Raw genomic sequence first — 21935 nt, forward strand, 5'->3', positions numbered from 1 at the left:
AATTATTCTTTGAGGAACAGAGTAAAACAGTGGACCGAAACGGGAGTCGAACATGACTGGGACTCTCCTCATTCGTACTGATGGGAGCGCTGAAATAGGGACTGGCCATGTGATGCGTTGCTTGACACTAGCCCAGTCGTGGCATCGGAACGGTGGCAGCGTCAAATTTGTCGGAGCTAACATCCCCGATGGCCTCAGAGACCGGATTGACGAATACACCGAAGCAGTACACGTTCTTGATTCGCCCCCCGGTACACAATACGACGCATCTCGTACTACGTCTCTAGCGGTGAATCATGACGCCGAGTGGATTGTCGTGGATGGTCCGCACTTCGGTGAAGAATTCCTCGCGGAACTCATTACAGGCCCTGCCAGAGTACTACTAATCGACGATATGGGGAAACTCGATTATTACGGGACTGATATAGTACTCAACCAGAACCTCCACGCCGATCAAGAGATGTATGCGAACCGAGGCACGGGGACAGAACTACTGCTCGGTCCCGAATACGTCTTGCTCAGGGACGAATTTATCGAGTGGCTTGACTGGACTCCGGATGCCGTTAAAAAACCGGAGTCCTTGCTTGTTACACTCGGAGGGAGTGATCCCAACGACGCTACAAAAACAGTTGTCAATGCACTCGACCAGGTCAGTACTGACCTTGAGACGGTAGTGATTGTCGGTGTAGCGAACGAATCGCTGCCGGATTTAGCCGATAAGGCGGCAAACGTGAGACAAGAAATTACTTTAAAATCTAATGTGAGAAATATGTCAACACAGATGGCTCGGGCCGACTTAGCTGTCTCTTCGGGTGGAACTACCTGTTGGGAACTCGCTTTTATGGGAGTGCCGACGGTTGTGGGGACGATTGCGCCTATCGAAGAGCATCTTGTTTCCGGGCTGAAAGACGCTGAACTGTTCAATCATGTTGGTGACTTCGCTAGCGTCTCCGAAGCCGAAGTCGCAGCTGCAGTCACCAAATTAGTGCAAGAGACTGAGTATCGAGTACAGATGAGTACTCATGGACAGGAGATTATTGATGGCTATGGTCGGCAACGAACGATTGAGGCCATGCGTGACTACTAACCGTGGTCGCCTGGAGATAGTGATCATATGAGCCATTTGAGTGGTAAACGAGTACTCGTTACTGGCGGTAGTGGTGTCATCGGACAGGAATTGCTCCAAATTCTCATTGACAAGGGCGCGATCGTGAGGTCAGTTGATAAACGGCCGTATTCCGGTGCCGGTGTCGACGATGTCGAGGCCGTAAAACTTGACCTCGCTGAAGATGACCTAAACACAGTTACCGAGTTCGAACCAGAGGTGGTCTTCCACCTCGCTGCGTCTTTTGAACGGACAGATGAATCCACGTCGTTTTGGACTGATAACTGGGCGGACAATATATTGGCAAGCCATCGATTAATCGACGCTCTTCACGGACTCTCTTCATTGGAAACTGTGGTCTTCGCGTCAAGCTATCTTGTGTACGACTCTGACGTGTACCTTTCGCCTGTCGAGCCCGATAGACCAACACTCATCGACGAGCAGACGGCGATAGCCCCACGTAACCTATGTGGTGCTGCGAAGTATTACACTGAAAAGGAACTGTCATTTATGGCAGAGAGTGAAGAAGACCTCCGCGTTATTTCGCCCAGGATCTTTCGTGTGTATGGTCAAGGGTCAAAAGATATCATCTCGCGCTGGGTTCGTGCAGCCCTCCGTGGAGAACCGATCACGGTCTACAATAAGCAAAACATGTTCGACTTCATTCATGCCCGTGATGTCGCACAAGGCCTATCTCGACTTGTGTCAACGGATGCGGCCAGCGGCCCAGTCAACCTTGGTCGGGGTACACAATGTCAGGTTTCGGAGGTCATCTCGATTCTTGAAAACGAGATACCCGGAACGGGGGAGAATATTACGAGTGATGGCGTCAAAGACCTCTATGAAACCAGTTGTGCAGATATTTCTCGACTAATTGACCTAGTCAACTGGCGCCCAGCCCTCGGCATCGAGTCGGGAATTCGCGATGTCGTCAAGTATGAACGGTCACGTATGAATGATAACTGAAACGATATCAGAAAATTCCTTCTGAGTGGCCGTCTGCTCAACCTGATCTGTGAGGTGCGCAGATAATGAATGTGGAACCCATGTATTTGACCAGAGAACCACTATATACCATATTTGACTGAATTTAGCGAACAACGCATAACCACCTCTGATTTCTTATTTACAGTGGTTCAAAATCCAATTATTATTTAGATTTCGTCTCTTCCAAATTTTGGATTATGGTTCTATGCATGAAAGAAATTCATACAGTAATATAAACCGCGCTCGAACCTGTTCGGTTGACGGTCATAAGTTATATGAGAGCCAATCTCAGCATTGTTCCAGTGGGCGTACCGAGGGCCTTGTAATAATTGCTTCAACAATCGTGGATCAACACTGAATTTCACATATGGCTCAGACTGAGTCGCAATCTCTTGAGGGACAAATTCAAACCCCTCCCCTTCCATTGAAATTCTTGCACAGTGATCACCTACAAGTTCAATTATCACATCCATATCTGATTTAAACCCGACCTGCTGTCGAGTCTCTTCCATCCGTTCATATGCGTTTGGAATATACTGTTTTAGTTCATCTACTGTTGGCTGTTCAGTGGACTCATAGGGGAATTCCCTGTCACAAAGTTCGGTCGAAATGTACTTTTGAAGCCAATCTTCATCTATAGGAGTGAATGACTCCGTTTGAATTCCCGTTTCTAAATTGAAAGTCGTTTGGCTGTTCAGGAGGACACACTCATGTTCATCTGAATCAACCTTAGAACTTTTTCGTAGATATTCTGCCGCCTCACTCCGTGTAGGTACACCTCTGTATTCGTTGAGATCAGCAAGATCGCCAGTAAGGACATATGTACCTGCAAAAGGGGTATAATAGGTTGGCTCGAATAAATTTATATAATTTTCCGCCTGCTTATAATAATTTTGTTTTTTCACTTTGGCTTCCTGGCGTTTTTCATCGATAGAGAGATTTTCGAAACACTGAGGGTACGGTCCTGCACCAGTATACGGCAGCAGAAGGTGGTCTATGTCTTCATATTGATCAATAACATCTCTTGCTGCGGATTGTGATAGTTCATAAGGACAATCATTAATATTTACCAGTGACGTGTCGCCGTTGTCAAAGACTGCCATCGTATCTATCTGTGAAGACCCGTATCCATCGGTTGAATCATCAAGCCAATCGCAACCGAAAAATGAACCACAGGCGTCTGGATTACAGTTGTCTGCAGCTAGAATATTGATATGAAGGGCCCCTCCGAGATGGGTTCTATGATTATGTTTGAGTTCTATAACATCAAACCCCATGTTTTCTAGGTTATTCTTTAGGAAATCGAATTGAAAATCGTGTATAAGTATTGGTATATCTGTATTAAATCTTTCAAATGTTTTATTATGGACGTGATCTGGGTGGATATGACTAACATAGATATAATCCACGTCATTATATTCCTCGATGTCGAAATCAACCGGAGGATAATGTCCCCAAGACCCGTAATATGCACCGTCAATTAACCATGGGTCACATAATACTTCAGTTTCTCCTTCCTCCACGCGGACTGTGGCAGATTTAATGAATTCCAATTCCATACGATAACGTGAGAGGGTGATACGATTTATATCCTATTCCCTTACTATCAGCCTTGATTGTGGCTGGTCAATCATAAACCCCCACTCATCTACTGCCAGTTAGGGGGGTTAGGAAGTAAGACAGTTGTATCGAAAGGCCTCTGTGACATCCGCAAATCGGCACAAGAGCAATACCTATCTTTTTGAGATTTGTTTGGAAACTATATTGATCCTGATACCCATGCGCTGCTTCTTACTCCCCACCAATTTATAGATTTGTCTTACGTGAACTCAGAGCTGTCTCAATTGACCAAGTACTACTTGTTGATTTTTAGCGGTCTGGAATCTAGTAGTGAAATATTCCCCGCTCAGAGTATTCCGCCGAGATCGATTCCGTCGGTGGGTCACATTGGTGGGAAACAAATCAAGACAGACGTAAAATGAATTATTCCATGCCTCCTCTGATTCAGAGCCGCAAATTAATCTAAACGCTCTGGTGAAACACGTTGCTGATTTTTAGAGTGCGGCGTCGAGAGAATGTTTGAACGCTTCGTTATCTGGTTTTCTATAGAGTTCACGGCGGAGTTCGAAGGCTCTGAGATGGGGTATTGGTTTGTCTTTTGACGCTCCTCGGTGAGGCGAGAGTCATCGTCGCGCCAGCGACGCATAGCTCTCGCAGCCGTTGACGTGTTCTCGCTATCAGCGTATTTATTGTCGTCGCGGACGACGTATTTACGGGTAAATGAGTCGTCGTCCTCTAGCGGAGCGTACGCTCGAAATCCTCTGTATGGACGGTCAGCGACTCCTATTCGTGATCAGCGAGCAGAAATCACAGGTCGATTCGTCGGCGGATTTCGCTGGCACGACCTACCGCTCGTCCAAGCCGCGATCAACCAGCGTGAACACCGGCGGTTTGCCGCTGCCGTACGATCCTCGGCTACGCGTGAATACCACGCGAGCGCGACTTCTGGTCGCGCTCGCAGCCTTTGAGGGCGACAGAGACGTACACTTCGGCAATTTTGACCGGACCGGTCAGCGTGGCCGAAAACGCTATCTCGGTCATCCAGCGTTGCCCGTACAGCTCGCTGTCCAACCGTGCGTTGTGAGCGTGGCCGTAGTGTGCGAAAAGCCGGTGTTTGATCAGGGGTCGGACATCCTCTAAACGAAGGGTGTCCCGCAGCGATTGGTCGTCGTAACCTTTGTCATCAGGGAGGCTCTTGAGTTTCTCAGAGTTACGTAGCGCTATCTGACGGCCCACTTGTGTATCGTGAGATCAGTGTGCCGAACAGTGGATGTCGAGGATGGCACACGGGTTTGTATCGACCAGGGCCGTCGTTTTCAACGTCCGTCAATGGCAATCCGAGCGATCGGCGTAGTGGCTGGATGCCGCTTGGCGGTCGAAAAATATAGCATCCACAGCGCCGTGGTCGCTAGGATCGCAGGCGGTTGCAGCCCGATTGAGCAGTTGACGCCAGACACGAGTGGACACCCGTTCGAACGACCGCCACAGCGTTGAGGGTGCCGGAAGTCTGAACGGGCCAACCTGCAAAACAGCACGAACTTAGTCCATCTCACTCGCCCAATCAACGATCTCCGCGTAGCTCGCGTCCATTTGAATCCGCAAAAAGTGTATCGTCAGGCGCTTCCAGCTGTCAAAACCGTTGCCAACCGGGTCGCTTACCACCGCCATGGGACTGGCGGCACAGCGCTTTTGAGTGATCTATGCGGCTTGTTTAACGAAGTAGAAGAGGAGCTTAGTCACATTCACTTCTTCCGCTTCGCTCAACCATTATAGCGACGCCATCCCACCGCCGCATTCGAATTCAATAGAGGAGGTTAGTCGGAAATAATGCGTGTTTCGGTTCAAGAATCGCCACAACCAAAATCGGTAGAAGTAGAAATGATGACTATATCTCTGTCCGTGATATTCTGAATTAGAGTTGATCTTTTAAATTCATACAGTTTGGCGATAATATCTCTTCACCGTCAATAGCTTGATTCACGATCTCACTATACGGTCCTTTTTCACGTGCTATTTTATCATGTTCCACTATAACACCACTATTCGATCCATTTTTATTTGAGATGTATGGGAATTTTAAATGTTTGCATTCAAATAGGAAGTGCGCAAATCGTTCTGCACGCAATTTCATCTGATTGTGGCATTTTAGATCATCGATTTCGCGGATCTTTTTCCTAAATTCTGCCTGACTAGATGGGTCATAAGTGAGCCCAAATCCATGATACGGAGGGAATCCGCCAGTAATAACAGGAACCCCATTGAAGGCCATTTCCAATCCAACAGTTGATGCGTACACTATCCCTGCATCTAGTTTCCGGATCAATGCATACGTGTTCACATTTGTATCCGGTTGAAGGACTACAAAGTTATCCGGAAGCGGATGGTGATTTTCGTCTAGCCAGTCAAGTACACTCTCGTTAGTGCCTCTGAAGCTCTCAGCCGGATGGATTTTGATTACGAATTGGACATCATCCATCTCAGCGCCTACTCTTATCGTGTCATCAAGCCAGTCGTACAAATTCCCGTAGATCGCCTGATCTGGTTCCAGCGCCCCATCCCAAAGGAGGTGAGAAAACACACCTACCATCTTTTTCCTTTGTGTATCCATGGAGTTGCCGTCTTCCGGTGTGTATTGTACTTCTGTAATATCGCCAGATTCCCTCTTCTCCATAATCTTCTGTATGTGTTCCCTCTCTTTATCCGTGAGATCAGTCTCGACTGCTTTAGTGGTCAGACGTTCATCCGCATACTGGCCCATTGGATGTCTGTTTGTGCTTCTACCAAACAACATCTCCCCTTCATGGTACCCTCTTTTTTGAGTATAGACTTTGGTTCCTGCCGCCTGACAAAGTTCGAGTGGAACTCCTCCTTGAATATAACATGGTTCGTTTACGATTGTATAGTCCGGGTCGTATCTGTCGATAACCTCACAAACTGCGTCTGCAAGGATCATCCCACTTCGAAGGAATCTCTCGTACGTGGTCCGAGTATCCTGGTTAGTGAGATCAAGACTATATCTCTTCAGATATTTTCTTGTGGAAGCTGCGGCATATCCGGAAATATCGATACCACGGTATGTGTATGGCTCTATCTGTTCTGATTCGATCGTTTTCGCTGGCTGCTGATAGTCATTGTCAAGAGCGGTACTCACACTCACGCTTTTCAGTCCAAATTTTTCACAATATTTCTTAGCTCGATACCTATGTATCTCCCTTTTCGCCCGTTCATTCTCTGCTTGTATTGTTGTCCCAGTTCCGACAGGTAACGACAAGTCATCATACATCATGACGGGTTCGAAGCCGTATATTTTGAATGCGTGCCCTAGAACACCGAAACGAAGGCATAATGTGCGATATGCGGGTATCAGCGGAAAGAACACATACCCCCTACGCTCCTGTTTTCTCAGACGGAATCGCTGAACCTTATCATCAACTTCAATACTATAACCTGCTGGATTTTTACCGGAAATAGACTCGTACGCGGTCAACAGATTCTGAGCTTGGCCCGCTCTAGAAGCTAATTTTAGAATATCTCTTTTGAGACCCACTGTTGTTCTTAGTATAATTGGTGATGTGAATATCTTTATCGATTCTATCCCATCGCGTTAAACATATGCGGATCAGCCATTATGCGTTTGGGTAAATCACTGGAACCAATGTCTCTCTCACTGAGATTGAAAGCGGCCGTCAACTACACGATAATCCTAATGAGGCCCCGTGTTCGGTTCGATCGACAGCGAAATCTTTGGGATAAAGGTAGTGTACTGGCGCTTCTGGAATTCGTACGACGATAGTACATCGACGGTCACCTCATGTTCATAGCAGAGACCGAACTTGGGGATATCTCCTGTAACGAGGACCACGAACGGGGTCCGTGGTCGGTATTCATGTCCCTGATCCCGCCGGGAGACACCATCGCAGATGTAGGAGTTAACTCTGTAATGATACTTTTCCCGCGGTATCCGCCGTTGGTCCGAAAGGAGAGGGTTTGCGTTCGAGCCATCGGACCGGGTTGAGACGCTCGCACGGAACTTTGAAGTGAACGGTTACGAGGACGTGTGGATCGAAAACTGCGCCGTCTCCGATTCTTCCGGTGAGACGGCATTCATTGAACGGAACGGCCCCGACAGAGAAGCGGTCCGTATCGATCGACGAGTCCTTTGAGCGGCCTCCTGATGTCGTGAAGATAAATGTCGGGGGTCACGAAGTGAGCACTCTCTGTGGTATGAGAGAGATCCTCGAACGGCGGACTACGGACGTGTCTGTGAGACCCACCCAGAGAAATGCGGAGTGTTCAGTGACGACCTTGTCGAGGTCAACGACATCCTGTCCGAGTACGGGTACGAGATGTACGCCGTCTCGGACGACGGAGAACTGACCCCGATGACATCAGCGGTAGCAAACAGTGCTGTCTGTTCACTCCCGTGTCGGATGAGGGGCGTCCAAGTGATTACGTGCGTCTTGCCCGGCATGACTACGGGCCTTCCCGGGCGACTCGTCCGGACCGACACGGCTCCGGGACCTCGGGTCACAGATATCCCAGGTCCTCGAGGTGGGACTCGGCTCCTGAAGGGACGCGGTCGGTCTCTCCACCCGCCCGTGGTAGCCGCGCTCTGTGGCGATCGAGCCGTTCCGAGAGGTTCTCGACCGTCGTCGAGCCGCGCTCCTCGAAGCCGTCAACCGTGTCGTACCCATAGTAGCCAGGGGGGGCCGCGACACCGCACAGCGGCTTGCTGATGTCGGTCATCCGGTCCCCCGTCTCCAGCCGCTCCAATCGGTCCTGTGCGACCCCGTGACACTCAGTGAACGTCGGATCGTCCGGCGACAAGGTGCGGAGGTCGCGGCCGGCGGTCTCCGTCGAGACACCGGCCATCTCGGCGACCGTCGCGTGGATGTCGAGCAGACTGACGGTATCGGTGCTTGTCTCCGTTCCCCGCTCCCCGGACCAGACGACGAGCGGGACGTTCGTCAGTTCAGGGTCCAGACCGTAGAAGTGGCCCCACAGTCCGCGTTCGGCGAACAGTTCGCCGTGGTCTGCGCAGGTGATGACGTGGTCGAACTTCGTCCGCAGTTCCGAGAAGATGGGGCGGTATACGTCGGAGAGATACTCGACGCAGTCGTCGTAGCACGAGCGGATCCGTTCTGGGTCGAACGATTCGGCGGTCAATGATGCCTCGACGGTCGACGGGAACTCCCCTAGGTCTACCGATCGATACTCTGACGGCGCGACGTACGGTTCGTGCGCCTCCATGAGATTGACGAAGAGGAACCGGTCATCCCTATCGTTGAGGCTGCGGACCAACGACAACACCTCGCTGGCGCCGTCCCCTCTCGAATTCGAGGTTATGCGCCCATCAAGCCACATGTCGAGGCCGACCCTGAGCGATTCCAGCGACCGAGAGTCGCTCCGAAGACAGGCAGCGACCGCTCGCAGGTACTTCGAGACGCCTTCGTCGTCGGTCCGTTCGACGAACGCTCCCCAGTCGAAGATATCGTCGCGGAGTGTCGCCAGGTCCGAAGAGAGATGAAACCGGTCGAATCCCCTGTCGTACCCGAAAGACGGCGAAATGTAGGGATTAGCACTGAATCCGACTGTCTCGTATCCTGTGGCTCCAAGCGCCTCGGCGATGGTCTCTCTGCCCGTATCGAGGGCGTCGCTGTTGCTGTACACACCGAGCGAACTCGGATAATCACCACAGAACAGCGAGGCGTGCACGGGCGGCGTCCGGTGGCTCGGTGACCAGGCCCGCTGGAAATGGACGCCCGGAAGCCAGTCGAAGTGCTCGTCAAACGCGTCCTTCCTGACGGTGTCGAGTACAACGACCGCGACCCGTGCCATAGCTAACGTTGCGGACTCGATCACATAAACCCTTCAGCGATACGCTCACTGCAACGATCGCGATGGCCCCGTCGTCCAGTCGAAGATAGTCGTTCACGCTCGGGTAACGGCGTCGTACAGTTCGGCTGTCTGTTCGGCGACATCCGACCAAGAGAGCGACTCTGCTCGCCGCCGGTTGTCTACACCGATCGCGTCGAGATTATCCGATTTGAGCCCGTTCTGGAGTGCATCTTCAAGCTCATCGGCGTCTTCCGAGTCATACAACAGCCCGCCCTCCCTCTGGACGACTGCCGGGACACAGCCCATCGCGGGGGCGACGACCGGCCGACCAAATGAAGCGGCCAGCAACGCCGACCCGGAGGTGAGGATGTCACGATACGGCAGCGCCACGATGTCGGCTGCGTTCATGTACAGCTGTACCTCGTCGTTTGGGATGAACTGTAGATCACTTGTGATATCTGGTTCCATATTGGTCCGCCGGAGTACATCTTGTCGTATCTCCTCGTCCATTGGTGATCCAGCGATCAGGAGGTGGCTGTCCACTGTTCGGACCGTCTTGTACGCCTTCACGAGCTGTGGGACCCCCTTGTAAGGACGTATCCGTCCGAAGTTGACAATCACCGTCGCGTCGCTCGGGAGCCCGAGCCGCTTGCGCGCTTCTCCGCGAGTCACGTCGTTCGGGTACGCGTCGATGTAGTTCCCTTCTGGAATAACCGATATCTTCCCTGCCTGAACACCAAACGCGTCGCTGACGATGGTCTTAGCATGTTCACACTCGACGGTGAGCGCATCACAGGCTGTTGCGAATAGCTTGTTTACCGCAAGGTTGATCGTTACGTGATCCTTCTCGTGGTTATACTTGTTATGTACCGTCCAGACGATGCGGATACCGAAGAGCCGGAGAACGTATGCGTTGAGTATCAGTATCGTACCACGGACGATGGAGAGCGCTCTATTGACTGTCTTTGACGGCGTATAGCCCGCCTGGAGGAACAGGGGGCCTGTCCAGACGACGTGAACGATGTCGATGTCTACCTCTGGATCGAACGCGAACCGTACAAGCGGAAACAACAGCCCAAGGAGTTCCTCGCGCGAGCCGAATCCGGCGCGAGTGGTTCCCTTGTGGGTCTGGACATCGTGATCGGCCAGCGCAGCGGTCAGGAGATTATGGTATTCATTTTGTTCGCTGTACGGAACGAACACGACGTCACGCATGGGTCAGTCGTTCGTACTCGGTCTCGATCAACTGCTTGAGGCCCGCTCGTACCTCGTACGACGGCGACCAGCCGAATTCCTCCTGGATACGTCGTATGTCAGCACAAAGATACGGGCGGTCGGATTCGCGGAGTCGTTCGTCATCCTGGTCAATCCCGAAGTCCGTCGAAACAAGGTCACGAATCACCTCTACCAGTTCGGCGACGGAGTGTGCGGTCCCCGTCCCGACGTTGTACCGGTCGAACGATCGGGTGGCCGAATCAAGCGGGAGTAACAGGGCATCAACCACGTCCGAAACGTGGACAAAGTCGCGTTTCGGTCGGAGGTTCCCAAGCGAGATCGATCCCTCTTCGTCGTCGATCTGGTCTAGTATCGCCGGGATGACGTGCGGGTTCGTCTCTCCCGGGCCATAGACATTGAACAATCGATACATCACCGACTCGAAATCGTATCTAGTTGCGAACCGCTCGACAATATCCTCACCGACGAGTTTTGTCTGGCCGTAGATGTCGGTCGGTCGCGGCCGCTCGGACTCTACGTGTGGTTCTTTGGCTGGCCCATAGACCGCTGCGGAAGAGGCATAGACGACCGTCTCGACGCTCGCCCGCCGGACCGCCTCCAGAACGCGTCGCGTCCCGATGACGTTCACGTTGAACGTTTCTCTCGGGTTCTCGTTGCAGTACGGGATGTAATGGCGAGCCGCGAGATGGTAAAGAGTATCGGGATCGAACTCTGTGATGGTCTCGGCAGTCTCCGGGGCACAGATATCTCGTTGGGTGTACGAGATTCTCTCGTGCTGTGGCGTGTGCGACCCCGACGAGCAGTCGTCGACGATCAGCAGCCTGTGGCCGCGGTCGGAGAGTGCCCGCGCTAGGTGAGATCCGATGAACCCTGCACCACCGGTTACGGCGATCCGTCGTCCTGAATCACTCATCACCGGAGAATGAGCAACTAAAGTCAAGAAGGTTTCTCCCCGATACCGGGGGCGATACGCGATGCCGATCGCAGAGAGGAGCCGTTCGGCGACGCTCGAGCACGTATGGTTCCAGCTAACGTACACCCGTCCGTGCCGGTCTATCTCCAGACGCGCCGCCCGCCATCGGTCACGCAACGAAGCGATGGAGTCCGAAACTACCGGGATCTCTCGCATAAAATCTCAAACGCGTGTCGCTGCCGCGGGGACTCCTAAACAAACACCGCTTCGCGGTAGTCCGGAGTGACACGGCCATAGGCCGAGTTCAGGATTGCGCGTGCGTCCGACGAACCCCATCGCATACTGCCGGATTTTGCGGCCTGGGTAATAGAAGTGGCCACTGTTCCAGGGGCTGGCCAGACAGGTTACTTCACGGATACGGCATTCATCAAGTACTGTCCTCAACCTGTGATAGTGGTTATTCTGGATATATTGAATACGCCAGATTATCGTCGTCATATCCCGCGAGCAAGTCTTCAGCGTGCGATGCCTGCCGGGCAACCGTCAGGACAACGGAACCGCTGTCGGTATATCTCCGTGATTGTACTTGATGACGATAACTAACCAATCCAGATAGATCGGTAACGATATCTCGGAAACGAACCGTCGCGATCCTATGTTATAAGTAGCCCATATCCTCGAGCTGGCGCTGCAAACGCTCATCTGAGACCGTCTCATCGTATATGCGGTCGCCGAGCGGAGTCACTGACGACTCTAGGACCGATGCCAGACGGTCCACTTCGGACGATGTCGCGGCAAGATCTGTAGTCTCGTCTGTGTCCTCTCGCCAATTATACAGCTCCTGGGTATCGTCCGCGCGACGGATAAGTTTCCAACTGTCGTCGCGAACACTTTGAAGGGGGCCGTTCTGCGGCGTGTCTGTAAACTCCGTGTGATGACGACGGACCGGACTAGCGGGCTTGCGGCCGACTTCGGCGAACAGGTATTCGTGATCAGTGGCTGAAAACAGATCTTCTGCGAACCGTGGGCACTCGAATTCGGCTTTAGCTAGGTTGACTATTGTCGGGAACAAGTCGATGAGCGATACCATCTCCGAGCGACGTGTTACGGACTTCCCCACTGGCGTTCCATCTTTGGACTGGCCTTCGGCTGACGCCTGGATGTCGGTCCTCTCAGGCAGGCGGACAACCAATGGGACACGCAGCAGTTCGTCATACAGCGAGTAGCGGTGTTTGCCGAGACCGTGGTCGCCGAACTGCTCGCCGTGGTCTGCCGTGACGACGACACAAGTGTTCTCGAGTAGTCCGTGTTCTCGCAGATGGCCGACGATGTCTGCAACGCGATCGTCCATGTAGCGGATCGCACCGTCGTACCAGGCTTTCACGGTCGCGAGTTCTTCGTCGGTTGGGTCTATGGTATCCGCGATGAGCGGGTACTCTTGGGAGATCCGTCGAACACGGTCGATGTCGCCCTCCGGGAGGGACTGTGGTTCACGCCCTAACTTCTCCGCTAGTAGTTCGATTACGTCGATAGGCGGCCGATCAACATCTGAAAACAGTGATTTGTACGGCCGCGGCGGATCATAAGGATGGTGTGCTGTCTTGAAATTCACGAAGGCAAAAAACGGATCGTCCCCGGGGTCAGTTCCGATCCACCGCTTCAGACGCTCGGTCTTATAATAGGTATAGTTATCGTGGCCACGAACGAGCGAATAGACCAACTGTTTTACCGCTTCCGAGTCGGCGAGTGCACGGCGAAGAAATCGCGCTGAAGGACGGATACGAAACGTCTCGTGGAAGGCATCGAATCCGCGTTCGAACCCGCGGCCACTGCGAATATGTACTCCTGCTGCCGTGCCGAAGGTTCGATAGCCTGCCGACGAGAGACGCTCCGGAATGGTCGGGTAGTTTTCGGGGATCGTGAGGGTGTCACCGTAGACACCCGTTTCGGAGGGGAGGCGGCCGGTGAAAAGCGCTGCATGGGACGTCGGCGTCCAGTTGGAGTTAGCAAAGGCGTTCTCGAAGACGAGCGAGTTTTCGGCCAATGTGGAGAGAAACGGGTCCGTTTTGCGGCCGTAGCCGTACGTTGAGAGGTGGTCGGGCCGAACGGCGTCGAGGACGACAAGCAAGACGTTCGGCCGGTCCATACCCACAGATGAGTCCGGTACGGTTGTTTGTTTTTTGGTCACTCCGATCACTCCTCGGCCTCTTCAACGTGTGCTCTCGGTCGCTGGAGCGTGTCAGGGAGGACGCGTCGGGCCACCGTCGCCCAGGTATGGTTTGCGAGGACGTACTCGCGGCCGCGGACCCCCATCTCGCGGCGTCGGTTCGGGGTGGAATCGCGGAGTTCGCGAACGGCATCGGCAACGGCAGCGGGCGTTACCTCTTCGATGACGACACCGGCGTTCTTGTGTTCGACGAAGGTCATTTCCGGGGAACGACTTGTTAAAACGGGTCGCTCGCAGGCCAGATACTCGTATACCTTGATCGGGTTCGATGGGCGCTTCGGATTGACGACACCGTATGCAGCATCACAGGCCCCGATGTAGGTCGGTACCGCGTTGTATGGGACCTGCCCGACGAACGTAACCTGTGACTCGATAGTCAGGTCTGCCGTGAGCGTACGTAGGCGGTCACCAACGGGACCGCTTCCGACGACCAAGAGATGCACGTCCGGTACGTCCGAGAGGGCCCGAAACAACGCCGGGAGCATCTGGCGCTCAGCGAGTGTCCCAACGAACCCGAGAACAAATGTATCCGGCGGCAGGTCCGCTTCGCACGCGACGCGTGCTTCTTCCCGGTTAACGGGGGTGAACCGCTCTGGATCGACGGCGTTCGGAACGATTTCGATGTGCGATTGGTCGAGACGGCGGTAGTCTCCGATGGCCTCACGAACGGCCTCGAAGGCAACGGTTACCTCGTCGGCCAATGAAACGTTGAGGCGCACCACCTGTTCGACGATGGCCGAGAGTTTCGTCCGATCGTATTCGTCGTCGCGGTTGACGACACCGCGGACCATGAGAAGATACGGGATACTAAGCGCCCGGCAGATGGGCGCAGGAAACAGAGTGCTCTGGGCGAGGCGCGTGACGACCGCTGCCGGGCGTTCGACACGGATAGCGGCCAGTAGATGCCAACCCAATGCCGTTTCGATTTTTGCGTGCCAGAGTGGATGGCCAGGATTAGTTTCGGCCGGTAGGAAGCGAAACCGGTCGACGACTGCCCGCAGGTCCGTGGATAACGTCTCAGCGGGGTCGGGACAGATGACACAGAGGTCGGCCGTCGTCACCGAACCGATGGCGCGGACTATCTCTCGGGTGGCGACGCCGCTACCGCTTGTTTTCGAAAGGTCGTTCGTGCTGACGAAGATGAGCGAAGTCATAGGTAGCCGAGCTGTTCGAGACGGTCCGCGACGACATCGTCAGTTGTCTCATCGTCTCTGCTGGTCGGCGCTTCGGCTACGATGTCCCGTCGCTCGCCCTCGACAACCAACCATGGGACGGTGACGAGTTGGTCTGTGTAGATACCACGTGGGTGTCCCCACTCGCGGATGGGGAACGGTCGGGCACGTTCACCCACCATGTTGCCGTGGTCAGAACTAACGACCGAGCGGCCATCGAGATCTGCCAACAGGTCGACGACGTGCGGGAGCGAGCGGTCGAGGTTGTTGCGGTAGGCGCACCAGACTGTTTCGGTCGACGCCTGTAGGTCCCCAGTGAGCAGCTGGTTCCAGCTTCCCGCCTCGTCGGGCTTGAGAAATGCCTGGTCAGGGTCGAACGGCTGTGATCCGTCCCCGTCGATGATGAATGGATAGTGTGGTTGGATGTAGTGGACGAGCAGTCGCTTGTCCGGGTACTTTTCGGCAGCTCGCAGGGCCGCGGTTGTCGTCGTCTCAGGGAGGACCGTCATGTGCTCGTTGTCCCATCCCTCCTCCATCCAGACGTGATCGACGGCGTGGAAGGAGGTGTTGAGCCAGTCCCGGTGGCGGTATAACTGTGGATTTGCGGTGACGTACACCGTATCATGGAGTTCTCGACCCTGGAAGTTCCCCTTGAGAAACTCTCGTGTGCTGGACCCGCGTGAAACACGACTTTCTAGACGCCCGCCAAGGTCCGCTTGTTCCGCGAACATGTCGTACCGGCATGCGTCCAGAATCAGGAGATTGTCCCAGTCCTCCGCGAAGATGTCGACGCCGTCGGTGTTGTAGTCTCGACTGTTGAGTCGCCGGTGATACAGCCGGTTTGCCTCCCGAAGAAACAGCGCGGGCGTCGCGAACCCGCGCTTCAGCTGCGAGAGGGAATACATGGCCGCACAAAGATGCTGATGGGTTTATACCCTTTCGGTGGCGCAGTAGGACACGTCGATGGAGGTCTGTTATCTCATCAATCAACTGGCACCCGGCGGCGCGCCGACGCTCCTTCTCGATCTCGTCAGGCGGACCGACGACCCCGCCGTCTCATACACAGTCTGTTTCATCGAAGGCGACGACAGCCTCGTCGAAGACCTGCGCGAGGCCGGCGCCGAAGTGGTCGACTTCGGTGCATCGTTCAAGTTCGATCCCCGGGCACTAGTCCGGACTGTATGCTTTTTCCGCCGTCACGAGTTCGACGTTCTCCACGCGCATCTCCCCTACTCACAGACGCTCGGACGGATCTCTGCGCTCCTCGGAACCGTCGACGCAGTCGTCAGCACACAACACAACGTCCCGGAGAACTACCACCCGATAACCCGGGTCCTCGAACGCGCGACGCGACCGCTCGACGACGCGACGGTCGCTGTTTCGACGGGCGTCGAGCGAGCGTTCCGTGGCGCGGCCCACCGCTACGACGGGACCCTCGATGACGGCTGGTGTACGATCTACAACGGCGTCGACGTCGGCGAGTTTGAGGTTGCGGTCGAGGCGGCCGACCCCGGATCGCTGGATATCGCGGTTGACGACGACGCGCTTGTCTATCTGAACGTCTCGCGGTATGTCCCGGCCAAGGATCAAGGGACACTCGTCGATGCGATGGCGACCGTTGTCGACCGCGAACCGGCGGCACGGCTGTTCATCGTCGGGTGGGGGCCCAAAGGGCATTCGCTCCGGGAGCGTGTCCGTCAGCGCGGACTCGACGATGCCGTGACCGTCACTGGCCGCGTCCCGTCCGTCCACCCGTACTACGCGCTGGCGGACGTGTTCGTCTCCTCATCAGTGTTCGAGGGGCTACCGATCGCCCATCTTGAGGCGATGGCTGCCGGGCTTCCAGTGGTTGCGACCGACATCCCCGGTGTTGACGAAGTCGTCGTTGACGGCGAGACGGGACGGCTCGTTCCGCCAGAGTCGCCCGACGCGCTCGCGTCGGCGATGTGCGAACTGACTGACGTGAACCGCCGAACTGACTTTAGCCGCGCGAGTCGCCAGCGAGTCAGCGAGGAGTTCGACATTGCTAGTACCGTCGAAGCCCACCGCCGGCTATACGAGTCTCTTTCTACTGGGGGCGGCGACGGATGAATTCACGATACGTCTGTCTGGATAATCGAACACGGGCTAACTGTTTTGTCGACGGACGTGAGTCACAGGAACGATGACCCGTCGACGACGGTCCCGAGTCGGTGTGGCGGTCTTCCTCGTGGCGCTCGCGGTACGACTGGCCGGCGTCGCAATTACGAGTCTGACGGCGCTGAATCCGTACGCCAAGGCGGATGCCGGTCGATTCGCGGCCAGTGCCGCCGAAACTGCCGCAACGCTGGCCGCCGGCGGTTTTCCGGTGATCCCGACGAACCCGAATCGAGTCGTCACACTCTGGGGGCTGTTCCTCTCGCCGCTTTGGCTGTTGCCGGGACCGAACAGATTGTACGGGCGGCTGTTCGCCGCACTCCTCGGTACAGTCGCCGTCTACGGACTATTTCGACTGGGTGAGGCCCTTCACTCCCAGGAGGCCGGCCTTGTAGCTGCGCTCCCGCTCGTCTGTTATCCGAGTTTTGTCTTCGTCCACAGCACCGTCCTCCGTGAGTCGTTTGTCCTTGCCGGGCTCGTATGGGCCACGATACTGTTGGGTGGCACCGAAGCGGTGCCCTCGCGGCTCCCGGAGCGGTTGGGGCCCGCGTGGGTCCCTGACGGGAGTATTCGGTTGATCGCCGGATTCGTCACGTTGGGGCTTATATCGGTGGTCCGATGGGAGAACCTGCCGTTGTACACGGTCGCGGTAGGCACGGGTTTCGCGGTCGGCCACCGTGAGGAGTTCACGCGCCTTCGTCTCGCCGCTGTCGGGAGCGTGGCCACAATTTCCGGCCTGATCGTCGGCCGTCCGCTGGTCCGGTCGGCGCTCGACTTTCTGGTCACCAAGCGCCGGCGTCGAAGCGAGGGGCGGACGGTGTACCTTCCCGAATTCCGATCCGATACGATCCCTAAAGCTGTCGCATTCGCACCGGTCGGAGTTCTTTACTTCCTGTTCACGCCGTTCCCCTGGATGGTCGAGACGGTGGCCGACGCGGTCGTGTTTCCACAGGCGATCGGGAATCTCGTTGCGGCTGTCTTCGCGGTCGCGGGCGTCCCGTTCCTGTGGCGACGCGCCGAGCGAACGACCGGCGCGCTCGTCGCTGCCTTCCTCCTCGGGACGATGCTGTACGGGCTCGTCAACGCGAACGTGGGTACGAACGTCCGACAGCGACAGATGTTCCTTTGGGTGCTCTTCCTGTTCGCCGGTGTTGGCATCGCGGCACGGTTCGATCTCGCCGACCGCCTTGACCAGCTCGGATGACTGTCCGCGCGCTGATTCGGGGCGACCTGACCGACATCGTTAGGGGTCTGAACAGTCGTATGGTGAACGATGACCGCGGGCCTGCTTGGTCGTGATGATAGGCCACCTAATTCCTCGGGCCGGCGAGCGCCACGGCGGTGTCCTCGCGGCGACGGACCGATACGTGACCGCAACGCCAGAACGGGTGGCCGCCGATGACCCAGAACGTCGTCGTGGTGATGGACACCGTCTGCTACCGGGACGTGTTCCCCGACAATGAGACCGCCACGCCGACGCTCGAACCGTTGGCAAGCGAGGGCACCAGCTTCGACCGTGCGATCGCACCGGTACCGTGGACACTCCCCTCCACGCCTCGCTGTTCATCGGCACGTATCCGTCGAAACACGGCGCCCACGCCGGCCACAAGCACCCCGGCGACGACCTCGCGACGCTCGCCGAGGCGATTCCGGGGGAGTCGTTTCGTCTCGTCGGACCACCCGGACAGGACGAGATGTGCAACGAGCAGGTGCGATCACGCGTCGGCAACCTGGACAACGTTGAGCACTGCGGTCACGTCCCGCCGACGGAGATCCATTCCTACTACCTAGAGGCCAAGGCACTCGTCAATACCTCGGCCTACGAGGGATTCCCGAGCACGTTTCTCGAAGCGTGGCGGTACGATCCACCAGTTGTGGCACTCGACGTACCGCCGAGTCGGTTCGCCACCGATTCAGCCGATGCGGGTTACGCCGAGGGGGATTTCAACACGCTGGTGGAGTTGGTCTCGGCACTTTCGGACGAACCTCACGCTTGACGCGGTCGCCGGTCAGTATCGGACGCTCTTCGACGAGATTCTCTTGGAGGGGTGAGTCGAATTACCAGCGTTCGACACGAGCATTGGAGGGCGATCGGAGACCGATCTGTGAGCGGTCAGTAGCCACTCAGGCTAGGGTTTCGACGTATTTATTTCAGGCTGCACAACATCGACGACAGGGGATGTCACGGGCTCGTCGACGAAAACTGTCGGGACAGCTGTCGGCGCTCGATGACCGTCTGGACGACAATCTCCCCGCGGTGTACATCGCACTGTTCAGTATCGCGATTCTGGCGCGATGGAGCTACTGGCTTCAGGATCGCACTCGGATCAACCCATCCTCGGAGGTCTTTCTCGGGATCTGCCGTGGTCTCTCCACGTCGCCACTCGAAGCCCACCATACAATCCTCGCACAGGGCAGCGGCGGTTACTGGTATTTCTTTTCCGGATACTGGGTCCCGATGTGCGGAATCCATTCGGTTAGCGGGCCGGACGCGGTCGTCATCGCCCAGATTCTCCTCTCCTCGGGGACGGTCCTGCTCGTGGCGGATACGGCCCGCCGCTACCTCGACGTTCGCACGGCGATCGTCGCTGGACTGCCTATGTCGGCGCTCGCTGACACGTTCGCCTGGACGACGCGGTTGCTCTCCGACACGGCGTTCACGTTCGCGGTCGTGGCCGCGGTCTGGCAACTGACGCGGTACGACGAGCGACCAACCAACCGAAATCGCTTTCTCGTGTATGCCGCGCTCGGCTACTTGGCGGTCGTGAAGGTGCAGGGACTTCCCATCGTGCTCGCGTACTTGGCGTGGGATCTCCTGCCCGACCGATACGACCTCTCCTACGGGCTGTATCCGTATCAGCGCGCGGCGCTCGTGATCGCTGCGTTGGCCGTCCCGCTCGTAGCGATTATCGCCGTCCCGGCCTGGGTGAACTACGTCTCTCACCACCTCTACTCGGGGACTGTCGTCCAGTTCGACGACACGTTCCGGTACGCGTACACTCCTCGTGGGACTGGATCGGAGTTTCGATTCGTCGCGCAGAATCTCGACCATCTGTTCGTCCTATTCGTGTTGAAAGTCACGTTCCTCTGGTTACCCGTCATCGACCGTTTCTCGCTGCTCCACAACGCCGTGAACGTGGTGACGCTCGCCCCGACGATCGGGCTGGGATGGACCGGTTTAGTACTCGCTGCCCGCGAGCGACCTGCTCTGGCCAGAACGGCCGGTACGCCGCTCGTCGTGCTCACGCTGCTGGTCGGAGCGACGTTCGTCGACTTTAGCTGGGGATACCGGGCACCGATGACTCCTCCACTGGTCGTACTTGGGTCGTACGCCCTCCACCGAGCCGCTCGTGAAGTTCGCGTTCGAATGCTCTCAACTGGCACGACGTGAGAAATTGGATCAGACGTATCCGAGCTGTTCGAGACGCTCGCTCACTATCTCGTCCGCTGTCTGCTCCTGTTCCTCTCGGGGTGTTCGTCGGCGATTTCGCGACGCTCACTGGGGACGATTAGCCACGGTACTTTCACTAACTGCTCCGTGTAAATCCCGCGTGGATGCCCCCACTCGCGGATCGGGAAGGGGGGCGCGCGATCACCGACCATATTTCCGTGGCCGGCGCTGACGACGGACTTCCCGTTCAAATCCGTTAACAGGTCGGCAACGTGGGGAACTGCTCGATCCAAATTATCGCGATACGCTTGCCAGACAGCTTCGGCGGGGACTCGAAGATTGCCGGTGAGTAGCTGGTTCCAGCTACCAGCCTCATCGGGCTTGAAAAATGCCTGGTCAGGGTCGAAGGGCTTCGATCCATGGTCGTCGATGATAAACGGATAGTGTGGTTGGATGTAGTGGACGAGCAGTCGCTTGTCCGGGTACTTCTCGGCAGCCTCCATCGCGGCAGTCGTCGTCTTCTCGGGGAGAACGGTCATGCGCTCCTCGTCCCACCCTTCTTTCATCTAGACGTGCTCAACAGCGTGGAAGGAGACATCAAGCCGGTCGCGGTGCCGGTATAACTATGGATTGGCGGTGACGTATACTGTGTCGTGGAGGTTACGGTCACGGAAGTTTCCCTTCAGGAACTCCCGCGTGCTCGACCCCCGAGAGCTTCGACTTTCCAGGTCACCATTGAGCGTCGACTGCTCAGCGAACATATCGTACCGGCACGCGTCCAGAATCAGGAGGTTGTCCCAGTCTTCGGCGAAGATGTCGACGCTGTCGGTATTCCCGCGAGTTCAATCATGAGCCGAATGCCCGACTGTTCATCGTCGGTTGGGGGCCTCGTGAAGATCGACTCCGCGATCGGATCCGCCAACGCGGGCTGGGTGACGCCGTAACCGTCACCGGTCGCGTTCCGTCGGTCCACGAATACTATGCACTGGCCGACGTGTTCGTCTCTTCGTCGGTGTTCGAGGGATTGCCGATCGCTCACCTGGAGGGGATGGCCGCAGGGCTTCCGATAGTTGCGACCGACATCCCTGGTGTCGTCGAGGTCGTCGTCGACGGCGAGACGGGGTTGCTCATCCCACCGGAAGACCCAGGGGCGCTGGCGTCGGGAATGTGCGAACTTGCGGACGCTACCCGCCGGACCGAATTCGGTCACGAAGGGCGCCAACGGGTCGAAAGCAAATTCGACATCGGTGCGAACGTCCGGCAGCGCCAGATGTTTCTCTGGGTCTTCTTCCTGTTCGGTGGTGTCGGCGTCGCCGAGCGCGTCGACCTCACCGAGTGGTTCGACTGGCTCCGGTGACCGCACCACCACC

16 protein-coding genes and 1 pseudogene are annotated in these 21935 nt (G+C 56.1%); 7 read left to right on the forward strand and 10 right to left on the reverse strand.

Translation table 11 applies throughout. From position 1 onward, the window contains the following. Window positions 1-52: 52 nt before the first annotated feature. Complete coding sequence (pseG, locus tag HZS55_RS05700) at window positions 53-1087, forward strand: UDP-2,4-diacetamido-2,4,6-trideoxy-beta-L-altropyranose hydrolase (RefSeq protein ID WP_179910763.1); 1035 nt, start codon at window positions 53-55, stop codon at window positions 1085-1087. Window positions 1088-1114: 27 nt separating this feature from the next. Further along, window positions 1115-2071 carry an NAD-dependent epimerase/dehydratase family protein gene (locus HZS55_RS05705; protein ID WP_179910764.1) on the forward strand — a complete coding sequence of 319 codons (957 nt, stop codon included), beginning with the start codon at window positions 1115-1117 and terminating at the stop codon, window positions 2069-2071. 224 nt (window positions 2072-2295) lie between these two features. On the opposite strand, the gene HZS55_RS05710 is transcribed toward HZS55_RS05705, so the two are convergent. The 9 genes and pseudogenes from HZS55_RS05710 to HZS55_RS05750 form a co-directional block, all read right to left on the reverse strand. Continuing rightward, a complete protein-coding gene (locus tag HZS55_RS05710; protein ID WP_179910765.1) occupies window positions 2296-3651 on the reverse strand; it encodes an MBL fold metallo-hydrolase in 1356 nt (451 codons plus the stop codon). A gap of 495 nt (window positions 3652-4146) precedes the next feature. Continuing rightward, a pseudogene (locus HZS55_RS05715) lies at window positions 4147-4675 on the reverse strand (transposase); the annotation flags it as partial. An 889-nt stretch (window positions 4676-5564) separates the two neighbouring features. Beyond that, complete coding sequence (locus tag HZS55_RS05720) at window positions 5565-7199, reverse strand: capsular polysaccharide export protein, LipB/KpsS family (protein WP_218927278.1); 1635 nt, start codon at window positions 7197-7199, stop codon at window positions 5565-5567. 980 nt (window positions 7200-8179) lie between these two features. Beyond that, the gene (locus tag HZS55_RS05725; protein WP_179910767.1) at window positions 8180-9490 is read right to left on the reverse strand and encodes a sulfatase-like hydrolase/transferase; all 1311 of its coding nucleotides are present in this window, start codon (window positions 9488-9490) and stop codon (window positions 8180-8182) included. Window positions 9491-9583: 93 nt separating this feature from the next. Then, window positions 9584-10705, reverse strand: coding sequence for a glycosyltransferase (locus HZS55_RS05730; protein WP_179910768.1), 1122 nt, complete (start codon window positions 10703-10705; stop codon window positions 9584-9586). Further along, the gene (locus HZS55_RS05735) at window positions 10698-11639 is read right to left on the reverse strand and encodes an NAD-dependent epimerase/dehydratase family protein (protein WP_179910769.1); all 942 of its coding nucleotides are present in this window, start codon (window positions 11637-11639) and stop codon (window positions 10698-10700) included. Before HZS55_RS05735 ends, HZS55_RS05730 begins: the two co-directional genes overlap by 8 nt. Before the next feature lie 658 nt (window positions 11640-12297). Then, on the reverse strand, window positions 12298-13785 hold the full coding sequence (locus HZS55_RS05740) for a sulfatase (RefSeq protein WP_218927279.1): 1488 nt from the start codon (window positions 13783-13785) through the stop codon (window positions 12298-12300). Window positions 13786-13832: 47 nt separating this feature from the next. Continuing rightward, complete coding sequence (locus HZS55_RS05745; RefSeq protein WP_179910771.1) at window positions 13833-15020, reverse strand: glycosyltransferase family 4 protein; 1188 nt, start codon at window positions 15018-15020, stop codon at window positions 13833-13835. Next, a complete protein-coding gene (locus tag HZS55_RS05750) occupies window positions 15017-15943 on the reverse strand; it encodes a hypothetical protein (RefSeq protein ID WP_179910772.1) in 927 nt (308 codons plus the stop codon). Before HZS55_RS05750 ends, HZS55_RS05745 begins: the two co-directional genes overlap by 4 nt. A gap of 58 nt (window positions 15944-16001) precedes the next feature. On the opposite strand from HZS55_RS05750, the gene HZS55_RS05755 reads away from it, so the two are divergent. The 4 genes from HZS55_RS05755 to HZS55_RS05770 all read left to right on the forward strand — a co-directional run bounded on the left by HZS55_RS05755 (window position 16002) and on the right by HZS55_RS05770 (window position 20565). Then, a complete protein-coding gene (locus HZS55_RS05755) occupies window positions 16002-17129 on the forward strand; it encodes a glycosyltransferase (RefSeq protein ID WP_179910773.1) in 1128 nt (375 codons plus the stop codon). Window positions 17130-17232: 103 nt separating this feature from the next. Continuing rightward, window positions 17233-18378, forward strand: coding sequence for a hypothetical protein (locus HZS55_RS05760; protein ID WP_179910774.1), 1146 nt, complete (start codon window positions 17233-17235; stop codon window positions 18376-18378). Window positions 18379-18709: 331 nt separating this feature from the next. After that, on the forward strand, window positions 18710-19171 hold the full coding sequence (locus HZS55_RS05765; protein WP_179910775.1) for a glycosyltransferase: 462 nt from the start codon (window positions 18710-18712) through the stop codon (window positions 19169-19171). A gap of 260 nt (window positions 19172-19431) precedes the next feature. Beyond that, window positions 19432-20565, forward strand: coding sequence for a glycosyltransferase family 39 protein (locus HZS55_RS05770; RefSeq protein ID WP_179910776.1), 1134 nt, complete (start codon window positions 19432-19434; stop codon window positions 20563-20565). 44 nt (window positions 20566-20609) lie between these two features. Here the strand turns inward: HZS55_RS05770 and HZS55_RS05775 are convergent, their stop codons facing one another. Continuing rightward, entirely contained in the window at window positions 20610-21131 is a 522-nt protein-coding gene (locus HZS55_RS05775; RefSeq protein WP_179910777.1) for a hypothetical protein, read from the reverse strand. A gap of 305 nt (window positions 21132-21436) precedes the next feature. On the opposite strand from HZS55_RS05775, the gene HZS55_RS22965 reads away from it, so the two are divergent. Further along, a complete protein-coding gene (locus HZS55_RS22965) occupies window positions 21437-21922 on the forward strand; it encodes a glycosyltransferase (RefSeq protein WP_394353563.1) in 486 nt (161 codons plus the stop codon). Window positions 21923-21935 lie beyond the last annotated feature (13 nt).

The organism is Halosimplex rubrum (genome assembly GCF_013415885.1).
Lineage (GTDB): Archaea > Halobacteriota > Halobacteria > Halobacteriales > Haloarculaceae > Halosimplex > Halosimplex rubrum.